Origin of the sequence: Heterorhizobium halophytocola (genome assembly GCF_017873095.1) — a bacterium.
GTDB lineage: Bacteria > Pseudomonadota > Alphaproteobacteria > Rhizobiales > Rhizobiaceae > Allorhizobium > Allorhizobium halophytocola.
The window spans coordinates 265,497-282,759 of record NZ_JAGGJU010000001.1; the positions used below are offsets into that span (position 1 = coordinate 265,497).

The following is a 17,263-nucleotide window of genomic DNA, read 5'->3' on the forward strand; positions in this document are numbered from 1 at the left end:
GCACGCCCCGGTATCGTGTGTCTATATTCAGCCGCCGAGCGACATCGGTTTCTGGCCGGAGCCGGTCAGACCGAATTGCCGCCGGACGAAATCGAGAAACATCCCGTAGGGCCGCCCGACCACCAGCATGAGAACGGCAAAGCCGAGTGCCCCCTTGGCGATGGCCAGTCCCTCCGCCCCGCCCATCGCCAGGATGGCGACATAGATCGGAACCTGAAAGGACAGCAGTGCGGCGCAATCGGTCAGCAGTTCCGGCGCGCGGCCCCTTGGCGTCAGCCTGGCGAAAACCCAGTCACGCCAGAGCCCGTAAGGCCGGGCCGTCAACACCATCAGCACGGCACCGATGGAGCGCGACACCAGAACCTCGCTCCAGGCCATGCCCGCAACGAACCGCTCGTTGAGACCGCTGACGATGGTGAAGAAGATCACCAGCGCCAGCGTGTCGGCGATGAAATTGAGCAGTCGCGTGGAAAGTGCCATGACAGGAATGCTCCGCCCGAAGGACCGCCCTTGCGGGCAACGGATCGATCAGGCCGCAGCCTTGGCCAAGCTCGCCTTCTGCGTGGCGAATGCCCAGTCGAGCCACGGCATCAGCGCTTCCATGTCGGCCGTCTCGATGGTGGCACCGGCCCAGATGCGAAAGCCGGACGGCGCATCGCGATAGGCACCGATGTCATAGGCCACACCTTCCTTGTCGAGCAGGGTGACCATGCCCTTGGCGAAGGCCGCCTGGGCATCCGCGTCGAGTGCCGCGACATCCTTGTCGGTGATCGTCAGGCAGACGGAAGTGTTGGAGCGGGTCTCCGGCACCTTGGCGAGATTGCCGATCCAGTCGGTCTTCTCGACGAAATCGAAGATCACCTTGGCATTGGCATCCGCCCGCGCCTTCAGCGCATCCAGGCCACCGAGCGACTTGGCCCAGTTCAGCGCATCAAGATAGTCCTCGACGCAGAGCATCGACGGCGTATTGATCGTCTCGCCCTTGAAGATGCCCTCGATCAGTTTGCCGCCCTTGGTCATGCGGAAGATCTTCGGCAGCGGCCAGGCCGGTGCGTAGTTTTCCAGCCGTTCCACGGCGCGGGGGCTGAGGATCAGGATGCCGTGACCGCCCTCGCCGCCCAGAACCTTCTGCCAGGAGAAGGTGACGACGTCGAGCTTGGCGAAATCGAGATCCTGGGCAAACGCCGCGGACGTTGCGTCGCAGATCGTCAGGCCCTTGCGGTCGGCCGGGATGAAGTCGGCATTGGGAACGCGCACACCCGAGGTCGTGCCGTTCCAGGTGAAGACCACGTCGCGGTCGAAATCGACGGCGGAAAGATCGGGCAGTTCGCCATAGGGCGCTTCGAACTTGCGGGCGTCGGCCAGCTTCAGCTGCTTGACGACATCGGTGACCCAGCCCGAACCGAAGCTTTCCCAGGCAACCATGTCGACGCCGCGTTCGCCCAGCAGCGACCAGAGCGCCATTTCGACGGCGCCGGTGTCGGACGCCGGCACGATGCCGATGCGGTAATCGGCCGGCACGTTCAGGATTTCACGGGTAAGGTCGATGGCGTCGGCCAGCTTGGTCTTGCCGATCTTCGCACGGTGCGAACGGCCAAGAGCCGCATCGGAAAGCGCTTCGAGCGACCAACCGGGACGCTTCGAGCAAGGGCCAGAAGAAAAATGAGTGTTGCCCGGACGCAATGCGGGCTTGGCGCGGTCAGTCATGATCTATCCTTCCAGATAGTTAGCCTCTCGTTGGGGAGAGGTGTCCCGCCGTCGCTGATACGCTTCTGCTGATTTACCGTCAAGACGGCTTGCGTCGCATAGAGCAAATATTTTGGCGCGGTCGGATCAGAACACTGACGTCGCGCAACGAAAAAGGCGGCCCCGGGGGACCGCCTTGATGGCTGCAGGTGGCGCAGTGCCGCTTACTTGTAGACCAGCGGCTCGGCCGGCGGCTCGTAGGTAACGGGCTGGGTGCAGCCGCCGAAGGTATAGCGGGCGCCGGCGCGGATTTCGTGGCTGTCGAAGCCCTTGTCGTAGCCCGGGCCGCCGCCTTCGGCAAAGCCGAACATGTCGCCGCCGGAGATATGGCGGTAGCGATAGCCGACATCGGCCTTGACGTTGCAAGAGACATCGACCGCGACGCCGGCCATCAGCTGGTATGCGAAGCGCCAGCTTCCCTTGCCGCGGTGGCGATAGGTATCATCGCAACCGCTGCCGTCGTCGGCGCAGCTGGTGTTCTTCAGGTCGTCCCACTTGACGTAAGCGCCACCGATACCGCCGCCGACATAGGGCGTGACGATGCCGTAGGTGCCGAGGTCGACATAGGTATTGGCCATCAGCGCATAGGCATGCATGCTGGAAATATCGGTCGAGGTACAGGCGCCCACACAGGCGCCCGCGCCGGCGCCGCCGGCGGACGACGTGCTGCCCTTGAAGTCGGCATCGGTCATGTAGTCGAAGGTCAGATCGCCACGCAGATAGCGGTTCATCTGATAACCGACGCCGACGCCGACATTGAAGCTGTCGTCAAGCTTGGTGGAATCGAAATCGGCCTGCGTGTCGTTGCTGCCCTGGAAGAACTTCGCGCCACGCATGTGGTTGAAGTCGTAGCCAAGATCACCGCGCAGGTACCAGCCCGAGGCCTCAGCCACCTGAACCTCCGGCGCCGCGGCGAGCGGAGGCAAGGGTTCCGGCTGATAAAGATCTGCCGCATGTACGGCGGTGCCGACGAGCAAGGCCGCCGCGACACCCAGAAGGTGCATTTTCATCTCTAGAACTCCATTGTCCCGCTTTTCAGCCCACCCCGGGCCGCTCCGTGCAATTCATTAGGGATAATGGAGATGAAAGGTTAAGTTAGAATTAACCACGCTTGTTTACATAGAATAATACAATCAGAGCGTGAAAATACTTGGCGTTAAAGCATACCGACAAGCCTCATCGGACCGCCGCGAATAACGCGCAGCATGCTCGTCGATGCGTCAGAACAAAGCCATTTCAAAGCCTTGAAAAAGGGCCCACCGATTACCGGCAGGCCTTATCGTCCTCTAACGGAGACAAACGGGGATCCACCGCGTCGCCTTCACGCCACGCGCTGCATCGCATCGAGCCCGGCGAACAGTTCGACCGAATGCAGCCGGGCCTCGACGTCGTGGATCGGCATCGAGATGATCAGCTCGTCGGCCTTGGTGTCCTCGAGAAAGCGATCGAGCTTGGGGGCTGCCGTCTCGGGCGACCCGACCACGGCATAGCGCAGCGTATGCTCGACGGTCATCTTTTCCATGTCGTGCCAGAAGCCTTCCATGCTGTCGACCGGCCTGGGAAAAGCCTGGCGGACATTGCGCCGCAGATTGACGAATTGCTGCTGGGCCGATGTGAACAGACGCTGCGCCGCGCGATCCTCGTCGGCAAGCGCGCCCATCACGCCGACAATGGCATAGGGCTTGTCGAGCTGCGCCGACGGCTGAAAACGCTCGCGGTAGATATGCAGCGCCTCGAACAGGGCGTCGGGCGCGAAATGCGAGGCAAAGGCATAGGGCAGACCGAGGGCTGCCGCCAGATGGGCGCTGTAAAGGCTGGACCCGAGCAGCCAGAGCGGCACATGGCTGCCGGTGCCGGGATAAGCGAGGATCGCCCTCTCGTCCTCGTCCGCCTCGCCGAGCAGTCGCTGCAATTCGAGAATGTCGTGCGGAAAGCTTTCCGCCCCGGCCTCGAGATTGCGGCGCAGCGCCCGCGCCGTCTTCATGTCGGTGCCGGGCGCCCGGCCGAGGCCGAGATCGACGCGGCCCGGGAACAGGGCTGCCAGCGTGCCGAACTGCTCGGCGATGACAAGCGGCGAATGATTGGGCAACATGACGCCACCGGAGCCGATGCGGATCCTGCTCGTCGCCGCGCCGACATGGCCGATCACCACCGAAGTCGCGGCACTGGCAATGCCCGGCATGCCGTGATGCTCGGCAAGCCAGAAGCGCGTATAGCCCAGGCGCTCGGCCTGCTGTGCCATCCGGCGGGATGCTTCAAGGGCCTGGGAGGGGGTTTCCCCCTCGCAGATCGGCGACAGATCGAGAATGGAAAAGGGTATCATCGTGACTCCGCGGGCAACATGGACTTGCCTCCCGGGCTCTATATAGGAACGGATTTTCGCGACGCCATGCTTCCGCCCGAAAGTCGATTGCGGGCAATCTGTTTTTGTTTTGTTCACATTCCGCTGGCAGTTTGCCACCCGATACCGTTAGGATCGGCGAAACTTCTGGGAACTGACATGCAAGACACGATTCGCATCATCGGCATCGATCCGGGCCTGCGCCGCTGCGGCTGGGGCGTGATCGAGACGCTCGGCAATTCGCTGCGCTTCATCGCCTCCGGCACCGTCACCTCGGACGGCGACATGGACCTTGCATCGCGCCTTTGCCAACTGCATGACGGCCTGGCCGAAGTCGTCCACTCCTACCAGCCGCAGGAGGCGGCAGTCGAGCAGACCTTCGTCAACAAGGACGCGGTGGCGACCCTGAAGCTCGGCCAGGCCCGCGGCATTGCCATGCTGGTGCCCGCGCGCGCCGGCCTGGCCGTCGCCGAATATGCCCCGAACGCGGTGAAGAAAGCCGTCATCGGCGTCGGCCACGGCGACAAGAAGCAGATCCACATGATGCTGAAGATCCTGATGCCTAAGGCCGAATTCAAGGGCAACGACGCCGCCGATGCCCTGGCGATCGCCATCTGCCACGCCCACAATCGCGGCGGCAACCGCATGCGGCAGATCATGGCAAGCGCCTGATTTGTTCTTGACTTGTTCTCTTGGTAAGAATATTTCTTACTTTAAAGGAGGCCGTCATGCGCGTTACATCGAAGGGCCAGGTGACCATACCGCGGGATTTTCGCGAGCTCGTCGGCATCGAACCCAACAGCGAAGTCATTTTTGCCATCGAGAACGGCAAGCTGACCCTCAGCCCGAAATCCGCTGCAGCGGCATCTGAAGATCGTCACCGGCTCGATGCCTTTCTGCAGACGCTCGATGCGCTGGAGGGGTCCGGGGACCAGTCTGTCGACGCCGAAGCCCTGATGGGCATGACGCGGGACCGCTGAGCGATGTCCACGCTTGTCGACACCGACGTTCTGGTGGATGTGGCTGTGCGCGATCCGGTCTGGATGCAATGGTCGCGCAAGGCCCTTATCCGGCGCGCTGCAGCCGAGCCGCTGGTTATCAATCCGGTGATCTACGCCGAATTTTCGGTGCGATACGACGACATCGACCTGGTCGACACCCTGCTGCCGCAAGACGCGTTTCTTCGCGAAGGACTTCCATGGGCGGCAGCCTTTGCGGCCGGCGTCGCGTTTCGGCGCTACCGCCAGAATGGCGGTAGCCGGGAGCGCGTATTGCCCGATTTCCTGATTGGTGCCCATGCAGCCATTCGGGGATACTCAATCCTGACCCGCGATCCGAAAGGCTATCGCGCCTATTTCCCGACGGTTCCCCTCGTCTCCCCCGAAACCCATCCCTGACGGACATCCCATGATCGGCAAGCTCAAAGGCACCATCGAAGAAATCGGCGAAGACCATGTGCTGGTCGACGTGCACGGCGTTTGTTATGTCGCCTTCTGCTCGGCCCGCACCCTGTCGCGGATCGGTTCTGCCGGCGAGGCCATCGTGCTGTTCATCGAGACCTATGTGCGTGAGGACCAGCTGAAGCTGTTCGGCTTCATGACGGCGCTGGAGCGGGAATGGTTCATCATCCTGCAGGGCGTGCAGGGTGTGGGTGCCCGCGTGGCGCTGGCGGTCCTCTCGACGCTGACGCCATCGGAACTCGCCAATGCGATTGCGCTGCAGGACAAGACGGCGGTGTCGCGTGCACCGGGCGTCGGACCCAAGGTTGCCGTCAGAATCGTCACCGAGCTGAAGAACAAGGCGCCCGCGTTTGCCGGCGAGGCTTCAGGCTCGATCGGCCTGAAGCAGGAACTCGGCGAGGGCGTCGCCTCCTCGGCCGTCACCGACGCGGTCTCGGCGCTGTCCAATCTCGGTTATTCGCGCGACCAGGCGGCGAACGCGGTGGCAGCCGCCCTGCGCAGCGCCGGCGAAGAGGCCGACAGTGCGCAGCTGATCCGGCTCGGTCTCAAGGAATTGGCCCGCTAGGGCGCCTGCGGTTTTGTATCCGGGACGAGTTTCGACTATCGTCCGGTCAAAATGAGGATCTGATGCGCCGCCGATTGCAGCATGACTGCCACTCGGTCAAAACCATTGACACATAAGCCGCGGCACGGGTTCCCGGCATGGAATTGCTCGCATGAACACACCCAATCCCATCCTGTCGCCGGAAAAGAAGGGCGAGGACCTTGATGCGGCGCTGCGCCCGCAGACCCTCGACGACTTCACCGGACAGGCCGAGGCGCGCGCCAATCTGAAGGTCTTCATCGAGGCGGCGAAAAACCGCGGCGAAGCGCTCGACCACGTGATCTTCGTCGGTCCGCCCGGCCTCGGCAAGACCACGCTGGCGCAGATCATGGCCAAGGAACTCGGCGTCAATTTCCGCTCGACCTCCGGCCCGGTGATCGCCAAGGCGGGCGACCTTGCCGCACTTCTCACCAATCTCGAAGAGCGCGACGTGCTGTTCATCGACGAGATCCACCGCCTGAACCCCGCCGTCGAGGAAATCCTCTATCCGGCCATGGAGGACTTCCAGCTCGACCTGATCATCGGCGAAGGCCCGGCCGCACGATCGGTCAAGATCGACCTGTCGAAATTCACGCTGGTCGCGGCCACCACCCGTATCGGGCTTTTGACGACGCCGCTGCGCGATCGCTTCGGCATTCCGGTGCGGTTGAACTTCTACACGGTGGAGGAACTGGAGAGCATCGTGCGGCGCGGCGCCAGGCTGATGGGGCTGCCGATGACCGATGACGGCGCACGCGAAGTGGCCCGTCGCGCCCGCGGCACACCCCGCATCGCCGGTCGCCTGCTGCGCCGCGTGCGCGATTTCGCCGAGGTGGCCCGCGCCGAATCGGTGACGAAAGAGATCGCCGACCAGGCGCTCAATCGGCTGAACGTCGACAATATGGGCCTGGACCAGCTCGACAAACGCTATCTGCAGATGATCGCGGTGAACTTCGCCGGCGGCCCCGTCGGTATCGAGACGATCGCGGCGGGCCTGTCGGAACCGCGCGACGCGATCGAGGACATCATCGAGCCCTACATGATCCAGCAGGGCTTCATTCAGCGCACCCCGCGCGGCCGCGTGCTGACGGCCACCGCCTGGAAGCATCTGGGGCTGACGCCGCCGAAGGACCTGGAGGCCGCGCAGTTTCGGCTGACCCTCGAGGATGAGTGAGTGCTGAGCCGCAGGCGCTTCCTGAAACTGCTGCCGGCCGGTCTCGTCGCTTTAGTTGCAGCCGCCACCGCACCGCTGGTGCAGGTCATGGCAAGGCCTCGCGTGTCGCGCTATGCGCTCAAGCCTGCAGGCTGGCCCGACGACTTTAGGCTGAAGATCTGCATGTTGTCCGACATCCACAGCTGCGATCCCTTCATGTCGATCGCGCGGATCAGGACGATCTGCGACCAGGTCAATGCGCAGTCCGCGGACATCATTCTGCTGCTGGGCGACTATGTGACGGGCATGCCGGAGGTGAGCGGCCACGTGCCGTCCAGGGACTGGGCGGCGGAACTTGGCAGACTTCGCGCACCGCTCGGTCTGCACGCCGTGCTCGGCAACCACGACTACTGGCAGGACGCGGCGTTCCAGGCAGACCCGACGATCGGCACGTGCCGGGCGCAGCAGGCCCTGGAGGCCGTTGGCATTCCCGTCTATGTCAACCGGTCCGTCCGGCTGGTGAAGGACGGACGGCCGTTCTGGCTGGCCGGTCTCGCCGATCAGGCCGCGATCCGCGCCGATCGGTCGATCCGCCGCTGGGACAATATCGGCATCGACGATCTCGACGCCACGCTGTCGCAGGTCGACGACGACGCGCCGGTGATCCTGATGGCGCACGAACCGGACATCTTTCAGAGGGTCGGCCGGCATATCGCCGTCACGCTGAGCGGCCATACGCATGGCGGACAGGTCAACCTTTTCGGCTGGCGACCGCGTGCGGCATCGCGCGGATCCAGGCGCTATCCGGTCGGCCATTTCCACGAAGATGGCCGCGACCTGATCGTCTCCCAGGGACTCGGTTGTTCCGAGGTACCGATCCGCATAGGATGCCGTCCTGAAATCCTCGTGATCGAACTGGGCTGACCCATGACCAAGCGCACCCGTATCCGCATCAAGGAAAAGCCGCGCAAGGTGTTCCAGATGCGGGTCGCCGGCCTCGCCTTCCTGAATGACCATGTCCTCGTGCATCGCGCCACCCATGAAAAGTTCTGGAGCTTCCCCGGCGGGCGGGCGGAAATCGGCGAGACATCGGTCGAAACGCTGAAGCGGGAAATGGTGGAGGAACTCGGCGTCGAGGTCAGCGTCGGACCGCTGCTCTGGGTCGTTGAAAATTTCTACGAATACGAGAAGAAGAAGCTGCAGGAGCTTGGCTTCTATTACCGGATGGAGGTGCCGGAGCGCTTCCCCTTCCACCCGAGCGACATCATCCACCGCAATCGTGACGGCAAGAACGATCTCGAATTCCGATGGGTCGAGGCGACGACGGATGCGCTGGTGGCGCTCGACATCCCGCCCTATTTCATCGCAGCCGAAATCGAGCATCTGCCGGAAACGCCGCGCCATCTCGTCTGGCATGACGGCGACCTGGACGACAAATAACCGGATTTTGCCCGGAACCATCCGCGCCCGATTGCGTCTTTTTCGAAAGACCAGGGAGGCACGCATGCAACGCATCAGGAAGGGCAGCAAGGTCGAATGGACCTGGGGTTCCCACACCGCCAGCGGCAAGGTCGCCGAGCGTTTCACCGATGACGTGACGCGCACGATCAAGGGCACCGATGTGACGCGCCACGCGACGAGCAGCAATCCGGCCTATCTGATCGTGCAGGACGATGGCGACCGGGTGCTGAAAAGCCGGTCGGAGGTGACGAAAGCGGGGTCCCGGTAGCCCCGGAGAACCGTGCCGCCGTTCAGCCGATCCAGCATGGCACCAGTTGCGCCAGCGTCTCGGTCAGACGATCCCGTCCGCCCGGCCGCCAGCCAAGTGCCCGTATCGCTGCGGTGTCCATCACCGCGAGCCTGGATGTATCCGCCCGTTGCGGCAGCGGATGTGTGCAGCCTGCTGCAATTTTCAGTGGCTCCAGAATGTCGCGGCGGTCCACCACGATGTCGGAGAGATTGAAGCGCCTCCCGGCAACCGCACCCGGATCACAGGCCAGCAGCAGCAGGACAGCCTGCAGGATATCGGCGGCATGCACTTCCGTGCCCGCCCGCGTCGCAACCGGCTGGCCGGCCAGGTAGTCGGCGGCAAGCACGTCCCATTTGTTGGGTTGCAGCGGACCGTAAATGCCGGTGGCGCGCAGGCTGATGCCGCCAAAGGTTGGACCGCTCATGCGTCTAAGCGCCTGCTCGGCCCCCAGCTTGACCTTGCCGTAGAGGCTGGTGGGCGCAAGACCGCAATTCTCATCCGACACGCTCCCGACCGGCAGGCCGTCATAAACGGCCCGGCTGGACAGAAAGATGCAGTGGCGCACCCCCGCCCGCTTGGCATCGTCGAAAAGCCTGACGCTGCCGTCGAGATTGCGTCGGCTGAAGCCATCCGCGTCATCACCTTCGCCGCCCCTGTAGCGGCCGGGCTGGTGATCGAAGGCCAGATGCACGAAGGCCTCCATGCCCTCGAAACTTATCGACTGGTCGCGATCGGCGTCGAGCAAAAGCGGCACGACGTCCACCTTGCTGTCGAACAGGCCTGTCGCCGGCGGCCGACGTCCGCCAACGGTCACGGCATGGCCGGCATCCTGCAGGCCCGGGACGAGATGGCGCCCGACAAGGCCGGTGCCGCCGGAGACCAGGATCTTCACGGCGCATCGCCTTTCCGCGGGTTCGCCAGACCGTCGATGTCGGGGATCCCGGAATCCTTGTAGTAAGCCTGCCAGAGATCGATCAGAGGCCGCAATTTCCGGGCCTTCGGATGATCCCTCTCCCAGGGTTTCTCATACTGGTAGTGCAGCACGCCGATACTTCTCCAGTCCCAGAGTTCCGGCAGGTTGAACCAGACATATTGCAACATGTTCATCGTCACCGGCAGGCCGTGCCAGTCGGGAAAGAAGGTTTGCAGAAACGTCTGGTCGGTGCGCCGCCAGAAGGCGTCCGGCTGGTCGAGCCGACCGAGCATCTTGTCGAAGGTGTCCATCGAGGGCCGGGCGACGAAGACGCCGGAATTCATCCGGTGAAAATCGGCAAGGCTCTCATAGACATTCGGCGCTGCGGAAAATTCGGGATAGTCAAAGAGCCTGTCGATGTTGCGCAGGACGATTGCATCGGCATCGATGAAGACGCATGCGCTGTACTCGACCAATTGCCAGAGCCGGAGCTTGCAAAAATTGTCTAGCGGCGAATGAAACTGCGGCTTGCGGCCCTTGGTAAAGGGTGCGTCCGCATGCAGCCGGCCGCGGGCGTGCCGCTCCCGAAACGCATCCGACAGCGGCAGCAGGTCTACAGCCACGAGGCGACAGCCCGCTGCCGAAAGGGGCAATAGTGCTTCCGCCTCCACCCCGCCGGTGTGCAGGACGACGATGTCGGCATCAGTCCCCGTCCGCCGCAGCGAATGGACAAGCGCCGTTGCCCCCATGGCATAGTCAGCATTGGTGACCAGCGTCACGAAGGCATGCCCTGCCCCCGCCGGACGGTCGGCGACAAGGCCGCTCCCCTTGCCCGCTGCCATGCTCATGACACCGATTTCAGCTGCTTGCCTTCCGGATCACGGTTGATCGTCCGCCCGATATCTTTCGTCCAGGCCGAGACGGCCGGCACCCGCGATCGATCGACGCGATAGGCGAATTTCTTTGCGACATCGACGATTTCCTCCAGCAGTCCCTCGCCGAGCGTCGTCGGTTCCAGACCGAGCGACAGGAACTTGTCGTTCCTGACCACCAGATCGTTTTCCGGCGCCTCCTTGCGCGGATTGGGAAGCCAGGCGATCTCGGCGCCCGTCAGCTTCGACACCAGCGCCGCCAGATCCCGCACCCGATGGGTTTCGGTCATCTGGTTGAAGATCTCCACCCGGCTGCCGCGCTCGGGCGGATTGCCAAGCGCGATCTCGATGCAGCGAACCGAATCCTGGATATGGATGAAGGCCCGCGTCTGGCCGCCGGTGCCGTGCACGGTCAGCGGATAGCCGATCGCCGCCTGAATCAGGAAGCGGTTCAGCACCGTGCCGTAGTCGCCGTCATAATCGAAGCGGTTGACCAGTTGCGGATGCAGCCGCGTCTGATCGGTATGGGTGCCCCAGACGATGCCCTGATGCAGATCGGTAATCCGCACGCCGTCATTCCGGGCGTAGAACTGGAACAGCAGCTGATCGAGGCACTTCGTCATATGGTAGATCGAGCCGGGATTGGCCGGATAGAGGATCTCCTGGCGGGCCGTCTCGCCGTCCATCGTCTCGATGCCGACCGGCAGGTAGCCCTCGGGGATCGCGGCCCCCACAGTCGAGTAGCCATAGACTCCCATGGTGCCGAGATGCACGACATGCGCGTCAAGGCCGATCTCCACCAGCGCGTTCAGCAGATTGTGGCTGGCATTGACGTTGTTGTTGACGGTGTAGTTCTTGTGCCGGTCGCTTTTCATCGAATAGGGCGCGGCGCGCTGCTCGGCGAAATGCACGACCGCGTCGGGGCGACTTTCCGCAAGCCATCCCTTCAGCAGTTCGTAGTCCCTGGCCAGATCGATCAGGTGAAAATGGATGCGCCGGCCGGTCTGCGCATGCCAGATGCGGGTGCGCTCCTGGATCGAATCCATCGGCGTCAGCGACTGCACCCCGAGTTCGGTGTCGATCCAGCGCCGGGAGAGATTGTCGAGGATATGGACCTCGTGGCCCTTTGACGACAAATGCAGCGCGGTCGGCCAGCCGACGAAACCGTCACCACCCATCACGGCAATCTTCATGAAGCTCTCCTTTGCCTTGGAATGTCGAAATCTGGTACTGCCCGCAGATGACAGACGGATCACACCGGCCGCCTGATTGATCAGATGCAATCTCGACGTTCAATTTCAATAAGGGCAAGCATATGACGCACCAGAACATTTCGCTTACAGGCGCGCTTGCGGCGGATGGCCACAGGCTCGTCCAGCGGGTCTATTATGAAGATACCGATTTCTCCGGTGCGGTTTATCATGCCCGGTATCTTCACTTCATGGAGCGCGCCCGCACGGATTATCTGCGCTGTCTCGGCGTCGAGCAGGCGAAGCTCTTCAACCTGGATCAACAGGGGCTGGCCTTCGTCGTCCACCGCATGGAAATCGACTTCAAGGCCTCGGCCCGAATGGATGATATCCTGACAATTCATACTGTTACGGAAAAGGCCAGCGGGGCGAAGATTGTCTATACGCAGATAGTGTCCCGTGACGACACAACTCTAATACAAGCCAAAGTCGTTATTGCCGCCGTCAATCGTGCCGGCCGCGCCCGGCGCCTGCCCGAAGGTCTTGCCGCCGCGTTTTTGGCCTGAAAACTGCCCAAAACGGCCTTGATTGAATAACGAATCCTTAACCATAATAGGGTCCTACTGAAAGCCACTGGTTTTGTGCAGTAAACGCCTTCGTTTGACCAAAATTGAAGGCAAGAAGGCACAGGACTAGAAAAGCGGAATAACAGGCCGAACTCACAACACGAGCCTTACGCCGCACAGCCGTGAACCGCCCGGTCCTGTGCCGGGCGTTTGGATTTCGGGGGCAAAGAACCGATGGAAACAGCAGGATTGGCAGCAGCAACGCAGGACGTGACCCTGTGGGCCCTCTTCATGGAAGCGGGCTGGGTGGTCAAACTCGTCATGCTGGGCCTTTTGGCCGCCTCGATATGGACTTGGGCGATCGTGATCGACAAGGCCGTCAACTACGGCAAGGCCCGGCGCCAGTTCGACCAGTTCGAGCAGGTTTTCTGGTCTGGCCAGTCGCTGGAAGAGCTTTATCGCACCCTCGCCGAGCGCAACAATACCGGCCTTGCCGCGATGTTCGTCGCCGCCATGCGCGAATGGAAAAAGAGCTTCGAGCGCGGCGCCCGTTCGCCGATCGGTCTGCAGATGCGTATCGACCGCGCCATGGACGTGACGCTTGCACGCGAGGCCGAAAGCCTCGAGGCCAGGCTCGGTTCGTTGGCGACGATCGGCTCGTCCGCACCGTTCATCGGCCTGTTCGGCACCGTGGTCGGCATCATGACCTCGTTCCAGGCGATCGCCGGATCGAAGTCGACCAATCTTGCCGTCGTTGCTCCGGGTATCGCCGAGGCGCTTCTGGCGACGGCCATCGGCCTGGTGGCTGCTATCCCGGCGGTCATCGCCTATAACCGGTTTACCGGCGAATCCGGCAAGCTGACGTCACGCATGGAAGGCTTTGCCGACGAATTCTCGGCCATTCTCTCGCGTCAGATCGATGAGAAGCTGCAGCCGCGCCAGGCGGCACAATAACGAGCCCCCGAAGGGAGCACGCACATGGCAATGTCCGTAGGTGGAAATGGCGGCAGAGGCGGAAGACGCGGACGCCGCCGCGGTGGCAGGCGCGCGCCTGTCAGCGAAATCAACGTCACACCGCTGGTCGACGTGATGCTGGTGCTGCTGATCATCTTCATGGTCGCAGCCCCGATGCTGACCGTCGGCGTGCCGATCGACCTGCCGCAGACCCAGGCCAAGGCGATGAACAGCGATACGCAGCCGATCACGATCTCGGTCAATCCCGACGGCGAGGTCTATCTGCAGGAAACCAAGATCGCGCTGGAAGACGTCGTGCCGAAGCTCGAGGCGATCGCCACCACCGGGTACAATGAACGTATCTATGTGCGCGGTGACACGGCTGCCGCCTACGGCACCGTGATGCAGGTCATGGCGCGGATTTCCGCCGCCGGCTTCAAGAATATCGGTCTCGTCACCCAGCAAGAACAGGACAAGTGATCCGCTCACATGAAGGTCAGCCTCGTCACATCGGCGGTATTGCACGGCGCAGCGCTGGCCTGGGCGTTGCTGACGCTTGGCGCGCCTGCGTCCTTCGACGTCGCCGATGTCGAGGCCCTGCCTGTCGATCTGGTCCCGATTTCCGAATTGACCCAGATTCAGCAGGGCGACAAGAAGGCGCCGAAGGCCGAGACCTCCGCTCCGGTTCCCACCAAGCGTCCGAACGACGTACCCGACGCTGAAAACGTCGGCGAGAACAAGATCGACATGAAGTCGGTGCCGACGCCGGATGCCAAGCCGTCGAACACCGAATCGGCCAAGGCGCCCGAAGCCGCCGAAAAGGTCCAGCCGAACAAGGACCAGGAAACCAACGACATCAAGGATATCATCAAGGAAGATACGGTCGCCGAGCCGGAAAAGGAGATCGCCAAGCTCGAAGAACCCAAGCCCGAGGTGAAACCGGAACCGATCCCGGAAAAGCCGGCCGAGCCGACGCCGGAACCCGAGGCCGAGGCAAAGCCCGAAGAGAGCCCCCTGCCCGACAGCGTGCCCGTGCCGGCACAGCGTCCGACGCCGCCTGAAACACCGAAACCGGTGGAGAAGACGGCCGAAGAGAAGAAGCCTACGCCGCCCGAGCCGCCGAAGGCGCCGGACCGGAAGAAGGATGTGAAGACGCAGGAGACCGCCAAGTCGAAGTCGAGCAAGGAAAGCAAGTCGCTCGACGACGAGGTCGCCGCCTTGCTCAACAACACCGATCCGACCGCCGGCGGCGCCAAGTCGAGCAAGGACAAGGCAGCCCTCGGCGGCAAGAAGACGACGGGCGGATCGACGCTGAGCCAGACCGAGATGGACGCGCTGCGCGGCCAGATCGCGCAGAACTGGTCGATCATCCCGGGCCTGGCGGACGCCGCAGATGTGCGGATCCGCGTCCAGTTCCAGCTCGACGAATCGGGCAATGTCATCGGCAGTCCGCAGGTGAGCGCCACCGGTGGCTCCTCCCAGACCCAGCAGGTGCTGATGGGCGGCGCAAGGCGCGCCATCCTGAAGGCGCAGCCGTTCAAGAACCTTCCTCGCGACAAGTACGACGCATGGTCGGAAGTTGTCGTCAATTTCGATCCCAGCGATCTAGCACTTTAATATGCTGAAAGGCTTGGCAACATGATGAAATTTACCCTCGTCCGGGCGTTGGCGCTCGCAGTGGGCCTGGCAGGCATCTTCGTCCAGCCGGCATTCGCACTTGTCGAGATCAACATCAACAAGGGCAATGTCGAACCTCTGCCGATCGCGGTCACCGATTTCAGCTCAACCGACGGCATCGGCGCGAAAATCTCCCAGGTGGTCGAGGCCGACCTGAAGCGGTCGGGCCTCTTCGCCCCCGTCGCGCACAACGCCTTCATCGAGCAGATTTCCAATCCCGACCAGAAGCCGCGGCTTGAAGACTGGAAGGTGATCAACGCCCAGGCGCTGGTCGTCGGCCGTGTGAGCAAGGAAGGCGACGGTCGCCTGCGCGCCGAGTTCCGCCTGTGGGACACCTATGCCGGCCAGCAGATGACCGGCCAGCAGTTCTTCACCCAGCCGGAAAACTGGCGCCGCGTCGCCCATATCATCGCCGATGCGATCTATGAGCGCGTCACCGGCGAAAAGGGCTATTTCGACACCCGCATCGTCTTCGTCTCGGAAACCGGACCGAAGACCGCACGCCAGCGCCAGCTCGCCATCATGGACCAGGACGGCGCCAATGTACGCATGCTGACCGACGCCAAGAACCTGGTGCTGACACCGCGCTTCTCGCCCAACCGGCAGGAAGTCACCTATATGTCGTTCGAAAACGACCAGCCGCGCGTCTACCTGCTGCAGCTGGAAACCGGACAGCGCGAGGTGGTCGGCAACTTCCCCGGCATGACCTTTGCGCCGCGCTTCTCGCCGGATGGCCAGCGGGTGATCATGAGCCTTCAGCAGGAAGGCAATGCCAACATCTACACGATGGACCTGCGCTCGCGCACGACGACCCGCCTGACCTCGACGGCGGCGATCGATACATCGCCCTCCTATTCGCCCGACAACAACTCGATCGTGTTCGAGAGCGACCGCGGCGGGCGCCAGCAGCTCTATGTGATGAATGCCGACGGCTCCGGCCAGAAGCGCATCTCGTTCGGCGACGGCTCCTATTCGACCCCGGTCTGGTCGCCGCGCGGTGATCTGATTGCCTTTACCAAGCAGTCGGGCGGCAAGTTCTCGATCGGCGTGATGAAGCCGGACGGCTCGGGCGAACGCATCCTGACCACCGGCTTCCACAACGAGGGGCCGACCTGGGCACCGAATGGCCGCGTGATCATGTTCTTCCGCGAAGCTGCCGGTGCGGCAGGGCCGCAGCTGTTCTCCATCGACCTGACCGGCTATAACGAGCAGAAGATCCCCACACCGTCCTTCGGCTCCGACCCGGCTTGGTCGCCGCTCCTCGAATAGCCGCAACTTGGCCGCTTTTTCGCCGCAAAACCCTTTGTATTGCGTGGTTTTCGGCGGAAGTTAGTGGCTTGTTAACCATGTTCCTTCGGCCGCGGTTAACCGAGTGCGGTTACCCTCCGGAAACCCTAATTTCGAAACTCGAACTGATGCAAGGAGACCGGCGATGAGCCGCATCAATACCCCGGCAAAGAGCCGCATGCAGCAACTTGCGAGCAACCCCGCCATCGTCGCACTGGCCCTGACCCTGGCACTGGCGGGCTGCGCCTCGAAGAAGAACCTGCCCAACAATGCGGGCGAACTCGGCCTCGGCAGCGGCGCAGGTGCGGCAACGCCCGGCTCCACGCAGGACTTCACCGTCAATGTCGGCGACCGCATCTTCTTCGACACCGACTCCTCGTCGGTTCGCGCCGATGCCCAGCAGACGCTCGACCGCCAGGCCCAGTGGCTGATGCGCTACCCGCAGTATCCGATCACGGTCGAAGGCCATGCCGACGAACGCGGCACCCGCGAATACAACCTGGCACTCGGCGCCCGCCGTGCCGCCGCCACCAAGGCCTATCTCGCCTCGCGCGGCGTTCCGGCCAACCGGATGAAGACGATCTCCTACGGCAAGGAACGTCCGGTCGCGGTCTGCGACGACATTTCCTGCTGGTCGCAGAACCGACGCGCCGTCACCGTCCTGGGCGGTGGCCAGTAAGCCGGACCTTCAAGGTCCAGCAGCACTCCGGGCGGCCTTTTTTGGGCCGCCCTTTTTGTTTTCTCCACACTTTGGCCGAACTCAGGTTGCTT

Annotated in this window: 21 protein-coding genes; 14 read left to right on the plus strand and 7 right to left on the minus strand. The window is 62.9% G+C overall.

What is annotated here, in order from left to right; genetic code table 11:
• Nucleotides 1–27 precede the first annotated feature (27 nt).
• The 4 genes from alaE to J2Z17_RS01290 all read right to left on the minus strand — a co-directional run bounded on the left by alaE (nt 28) and on the right by J2Z17_RS01290 (nt 4,069).
• The gene (gene alaE / locus J2Z17_RS01275; protein WP_209941469.1) at nt 28–480 is read right to left on the minus strand and encodes an L-alanine exporter AlaE; all 453 of its coding nucleotides are present in this window, start codon (nt 478–480) and stop codon (nt 28–30) included.
• Between the two features lie 48 nt (nt 481–528).
• Nucleotides 529–1,707, minus strand: coding sequence for a phosphoserine transaminase (locus J2Z17_RS01280; protein ID WP_209941470.1), 1,179 nt, complete (start codon nt 1,705–1,707; stop codon nt 529–531).
• 203 nt (nt 1,708–1,910) lie between these two features.
• On the minus strand, nt 1,911–2,756 hold the full coding sequence (locus J2Z17_RS01285; protein WP_209941472.1) for an outer membrane protein: 846 nt from the start codon (nt 2,754–2,756) through the stop codon (nt 1,911–1,913).
• A gap of 311 nt (nt 2,757–3,067) precedes the next feature.
• Entirely contained in the window at nt 3,068–4,069 is a 1,002-nt protein-coding gene (locus tag J2Z17_RS01290; protein ID WP_209941474.1) for an LLM class flavin-dependent oxidoreductase, read from the minus strand.
• A 177-nt stretch (nt 4,070–4,246) separates the two neighbouring features.
• Here J2Z17_RS01290 and ruvC point away from each other — a divergent pair, with 177 nt between their 5' ends.
• The 8 genes from ruvC to J2Z17_RS01330 all read left to right on the plus strand — a co-directional run bounded on the left by ruvC (nt 4,247) and on the right by J2Z17_RS01330 (nt 9,012).
• Nucleotides 4,247–4,759 carry a crossover junction endodeoxyribonuclease RuvC gene (gene ruvC / locus J2Z17_RS01295; RefSeq protein ID WP_209941476.1) on the plus strand — a complete coding sequence of 171 codons (513 nt, stop codon included), beginning with the start codon at nt 4,247–4,249 and terminating at the stop codon, nt 4,757–4,759.
• Between the two features lie 56 nt (nt 4,760–4,815).
• Nucleotides 4,816–5,067, plus strand: coding sequence for an AbrB/MazE/SpoVT family DNA-binding domain-containing protein (locus tag J2Z17_RS01300; protein WP_209941478.1), 252 nt, complete (start codon nt 4,816–4,818; stop codon nt 5,065–5,067).
• A 3-nt stretch (nt 5,068–5,070) separates the two neighbouring features.
• Nucleotides 5,071–5,484, plus strand: a complete 414-nt coding sequence (locus tag J2Z17_RS01305; RefSeq protein WP_209941480.1) for a type II toxin-antitoxin system VapC family toxin — start codon at nt 5,071–5,073, stop codon at nt 5,482–5,484.
• A gap of 10 nt (nt 5,485–5,494) precedes the next feature.
• Nucleotides 5,495–6,112: a Holliday junction branch migration protein RuvA gene (ruvA, locus tag J2Z17_RS01310; RefSeq protein ID WP_209941483.1), complete on the plus strand. Its 618-nt coding sequence runs from the start codon at nt 5,495–5,497 to the stop codon at nt 6,110–6,112.
• A 151-nt stretch (nt 6,113–6,263) separates the two neighbouring features.
• Nucleotides 6,264–7,304, plus strand: a complete 1,041-nt coding sequence (gene ruvB, locus J2Z17_RS01315) for a Holliday junction branch migration DNA helicase RuvB (protein WP_209941485.1) — start codon at nt 6,264–6,266, stop codon at nt 7,302–7,304.
• Nucleotides 7,305–8,207 carry a metallophosphoesterase gene (locus J2Z17_RS01320; protein WP_209941487.1) on the plus strand — a complete coding sequence of 301 codons (903 nt, stop codon included), beginning with the start codon at nt 7,305–7,307 and terminating at the stop codon, nt 8,205–8,207.
• A gap of 3 nt (nt 8,208–8,210) precedes the next feature.
• Nucleotides 8,211–8,723, plus strand: a complete 513-nt coding sequence (locus J2Z17_RS01325; RefSeq protein WP_209941490.1) for an NUDIX hydrolase — start codon at nt 8,211–8,213, stop codon at nt 8,721–8,723.
• Between the two features lie 64 nt (nt 8,724–8,787).
• Nucleotides 8,788–9,012, plus strand: coding sequence for a hypervirulence associated TUDOR domain-containing protein (locus J2Z17_RS01330; protein WP_209941491.1), 225 nt, complete (start codon nt 8,788–8,790; stop codon nt 9,010–9,012).
• Nucleotides 9,013–9,034: 22 nt separating this feature from the next.
• Here J2Z17_RS01330 and J2Z17_RS01335 read toward each other — a convergent pair whose 3' ends face one another.
• The 3 genes from J2Z17_RS01335 to J2Z17_RS01345 are packed head-to-tail and all read right to left on the minus strand — an operon-like array spanning nt 9,035 to nt 12,011.
• Complete coding sequence (locus tag J2Z17_RS01335; RefSeq protein ID WP_209941494.1) at nt 9,035–9,925, minus strand: NAD-dependent epimerase/dehydratase family protein; 891 nt, start codon at nt 9,923–9,925, stop codon at nt 9,035–9,037.
• Nucleotides 9,922–10,788: a glycosyltransferase gene (locus J2Z17_RS01340; RefSeq protein WP_245223829.1), complete on the minus strand. Its 867-nt coding sequence runs from the start codon at nt 10,786–10,788 to the stop codon at nt 9,922–9,924. The genes J2Z17_RS01335 and J2Z17_RS01340 overlap by 4 nt, the downstream gene beginning before the upstream one ends.
• Before the next feature lie 2 nt (nt 10,789–10,790).
• Nucleotides 10,791–12,011: an NAD-dependent epimerase/dehydratase family protein gene (locus J2Z17_RS01345; RefSeq protein WP_209941498.1), complete on the minus strand. Its 1,221-nt coding sequence runs from the start codon at nt 12,009–12,011 to the stop codon at nt 10,791–10,793.
• A gap of 122 nt (nt 12,012–12,133) precedes the next feature.
• Between J2Z17_RS01345 and ybgC the strand changes: the two genes are divergently transcribed.
• From ybgC to pal, 6 genes are all read left to right on the plus strand, one after another.
• Nucleotides 12,134–12,574, plus strand: coding sequence for a tol-pal system-associated acyl-CoA thioesterase (gene ybgC / locus J2Z17_RS01350; protein WP_209941501.1), 441 nt, complete (start codon nt 12,134–12,136; stop codon nt 12,572–12,574).
• A 234-nt stretch (nt 12,575–12,808) separates the two neighbouring features.
• Complete coding sequence (gene tolQ, locus J2Z17_RS01355; RefSeq protein WP_209941503.1) at nt 12,809–13,528, plus strand: protein TolQ; 720 nt, start codon at nt 12,809–12,811, stop codon at nt 13,526–13,528.
• 24 nt (nt 13,529–13,552) lie between these two features.
• Entirely contained in the window at nt 13,553–14,008 is a 456-nt protein-coding gene (tolR, locus tag J2Z17_RS01360) for a protein TolR (RefSeq protein WP_209941505.1), read from the plus strand.
• A 9-nt stretch (nt 14,009–14,017) separates the two neighbouring features.
• Nucleotides 14,018–15,145 (plus strand): hypothetical protein, encoded by a 1,128-nt coding sequence (locus tag J2Z17_RS01365; protein ID WP_209941507.1) that lies wholly within the window; start codon nt 14,018–14,020, stop codon nt 15,143–15,145.
• A 21-nt stretch (nt 15,146–15,166) separates the two neighbouring features.
• Nucleotides 15,167–16,474 carry a Tol-Pal system beta propeller repeat protein TolB gene (tolB, locus tag J2Z17_RS01370; protein WP_209941509.1) on the plus strand — a complete coding sequence of 436 codons (1,308 nt, stop codon included), beginning with the start codon at nt 15,167–15,169 and terminating at the stop codon, nt 16,472–16,474.
• 163 nt (nt 16,475–16,637) lie between these two features.
• Nucleotides 16,638–17,171, plus strand: coding sequence for a peptidoglycan-associated lipoprotein Pal (gene pal / locus J2Z17_RS01375; protein ID WP_209941511.1), 534 nt, complete (start codon nt 16,638–16,640; stop codon nt 17,169–17,171).
• The last annotated feature ends 92 nt before the right edge of the window (nt 17,172–17,263 follow it).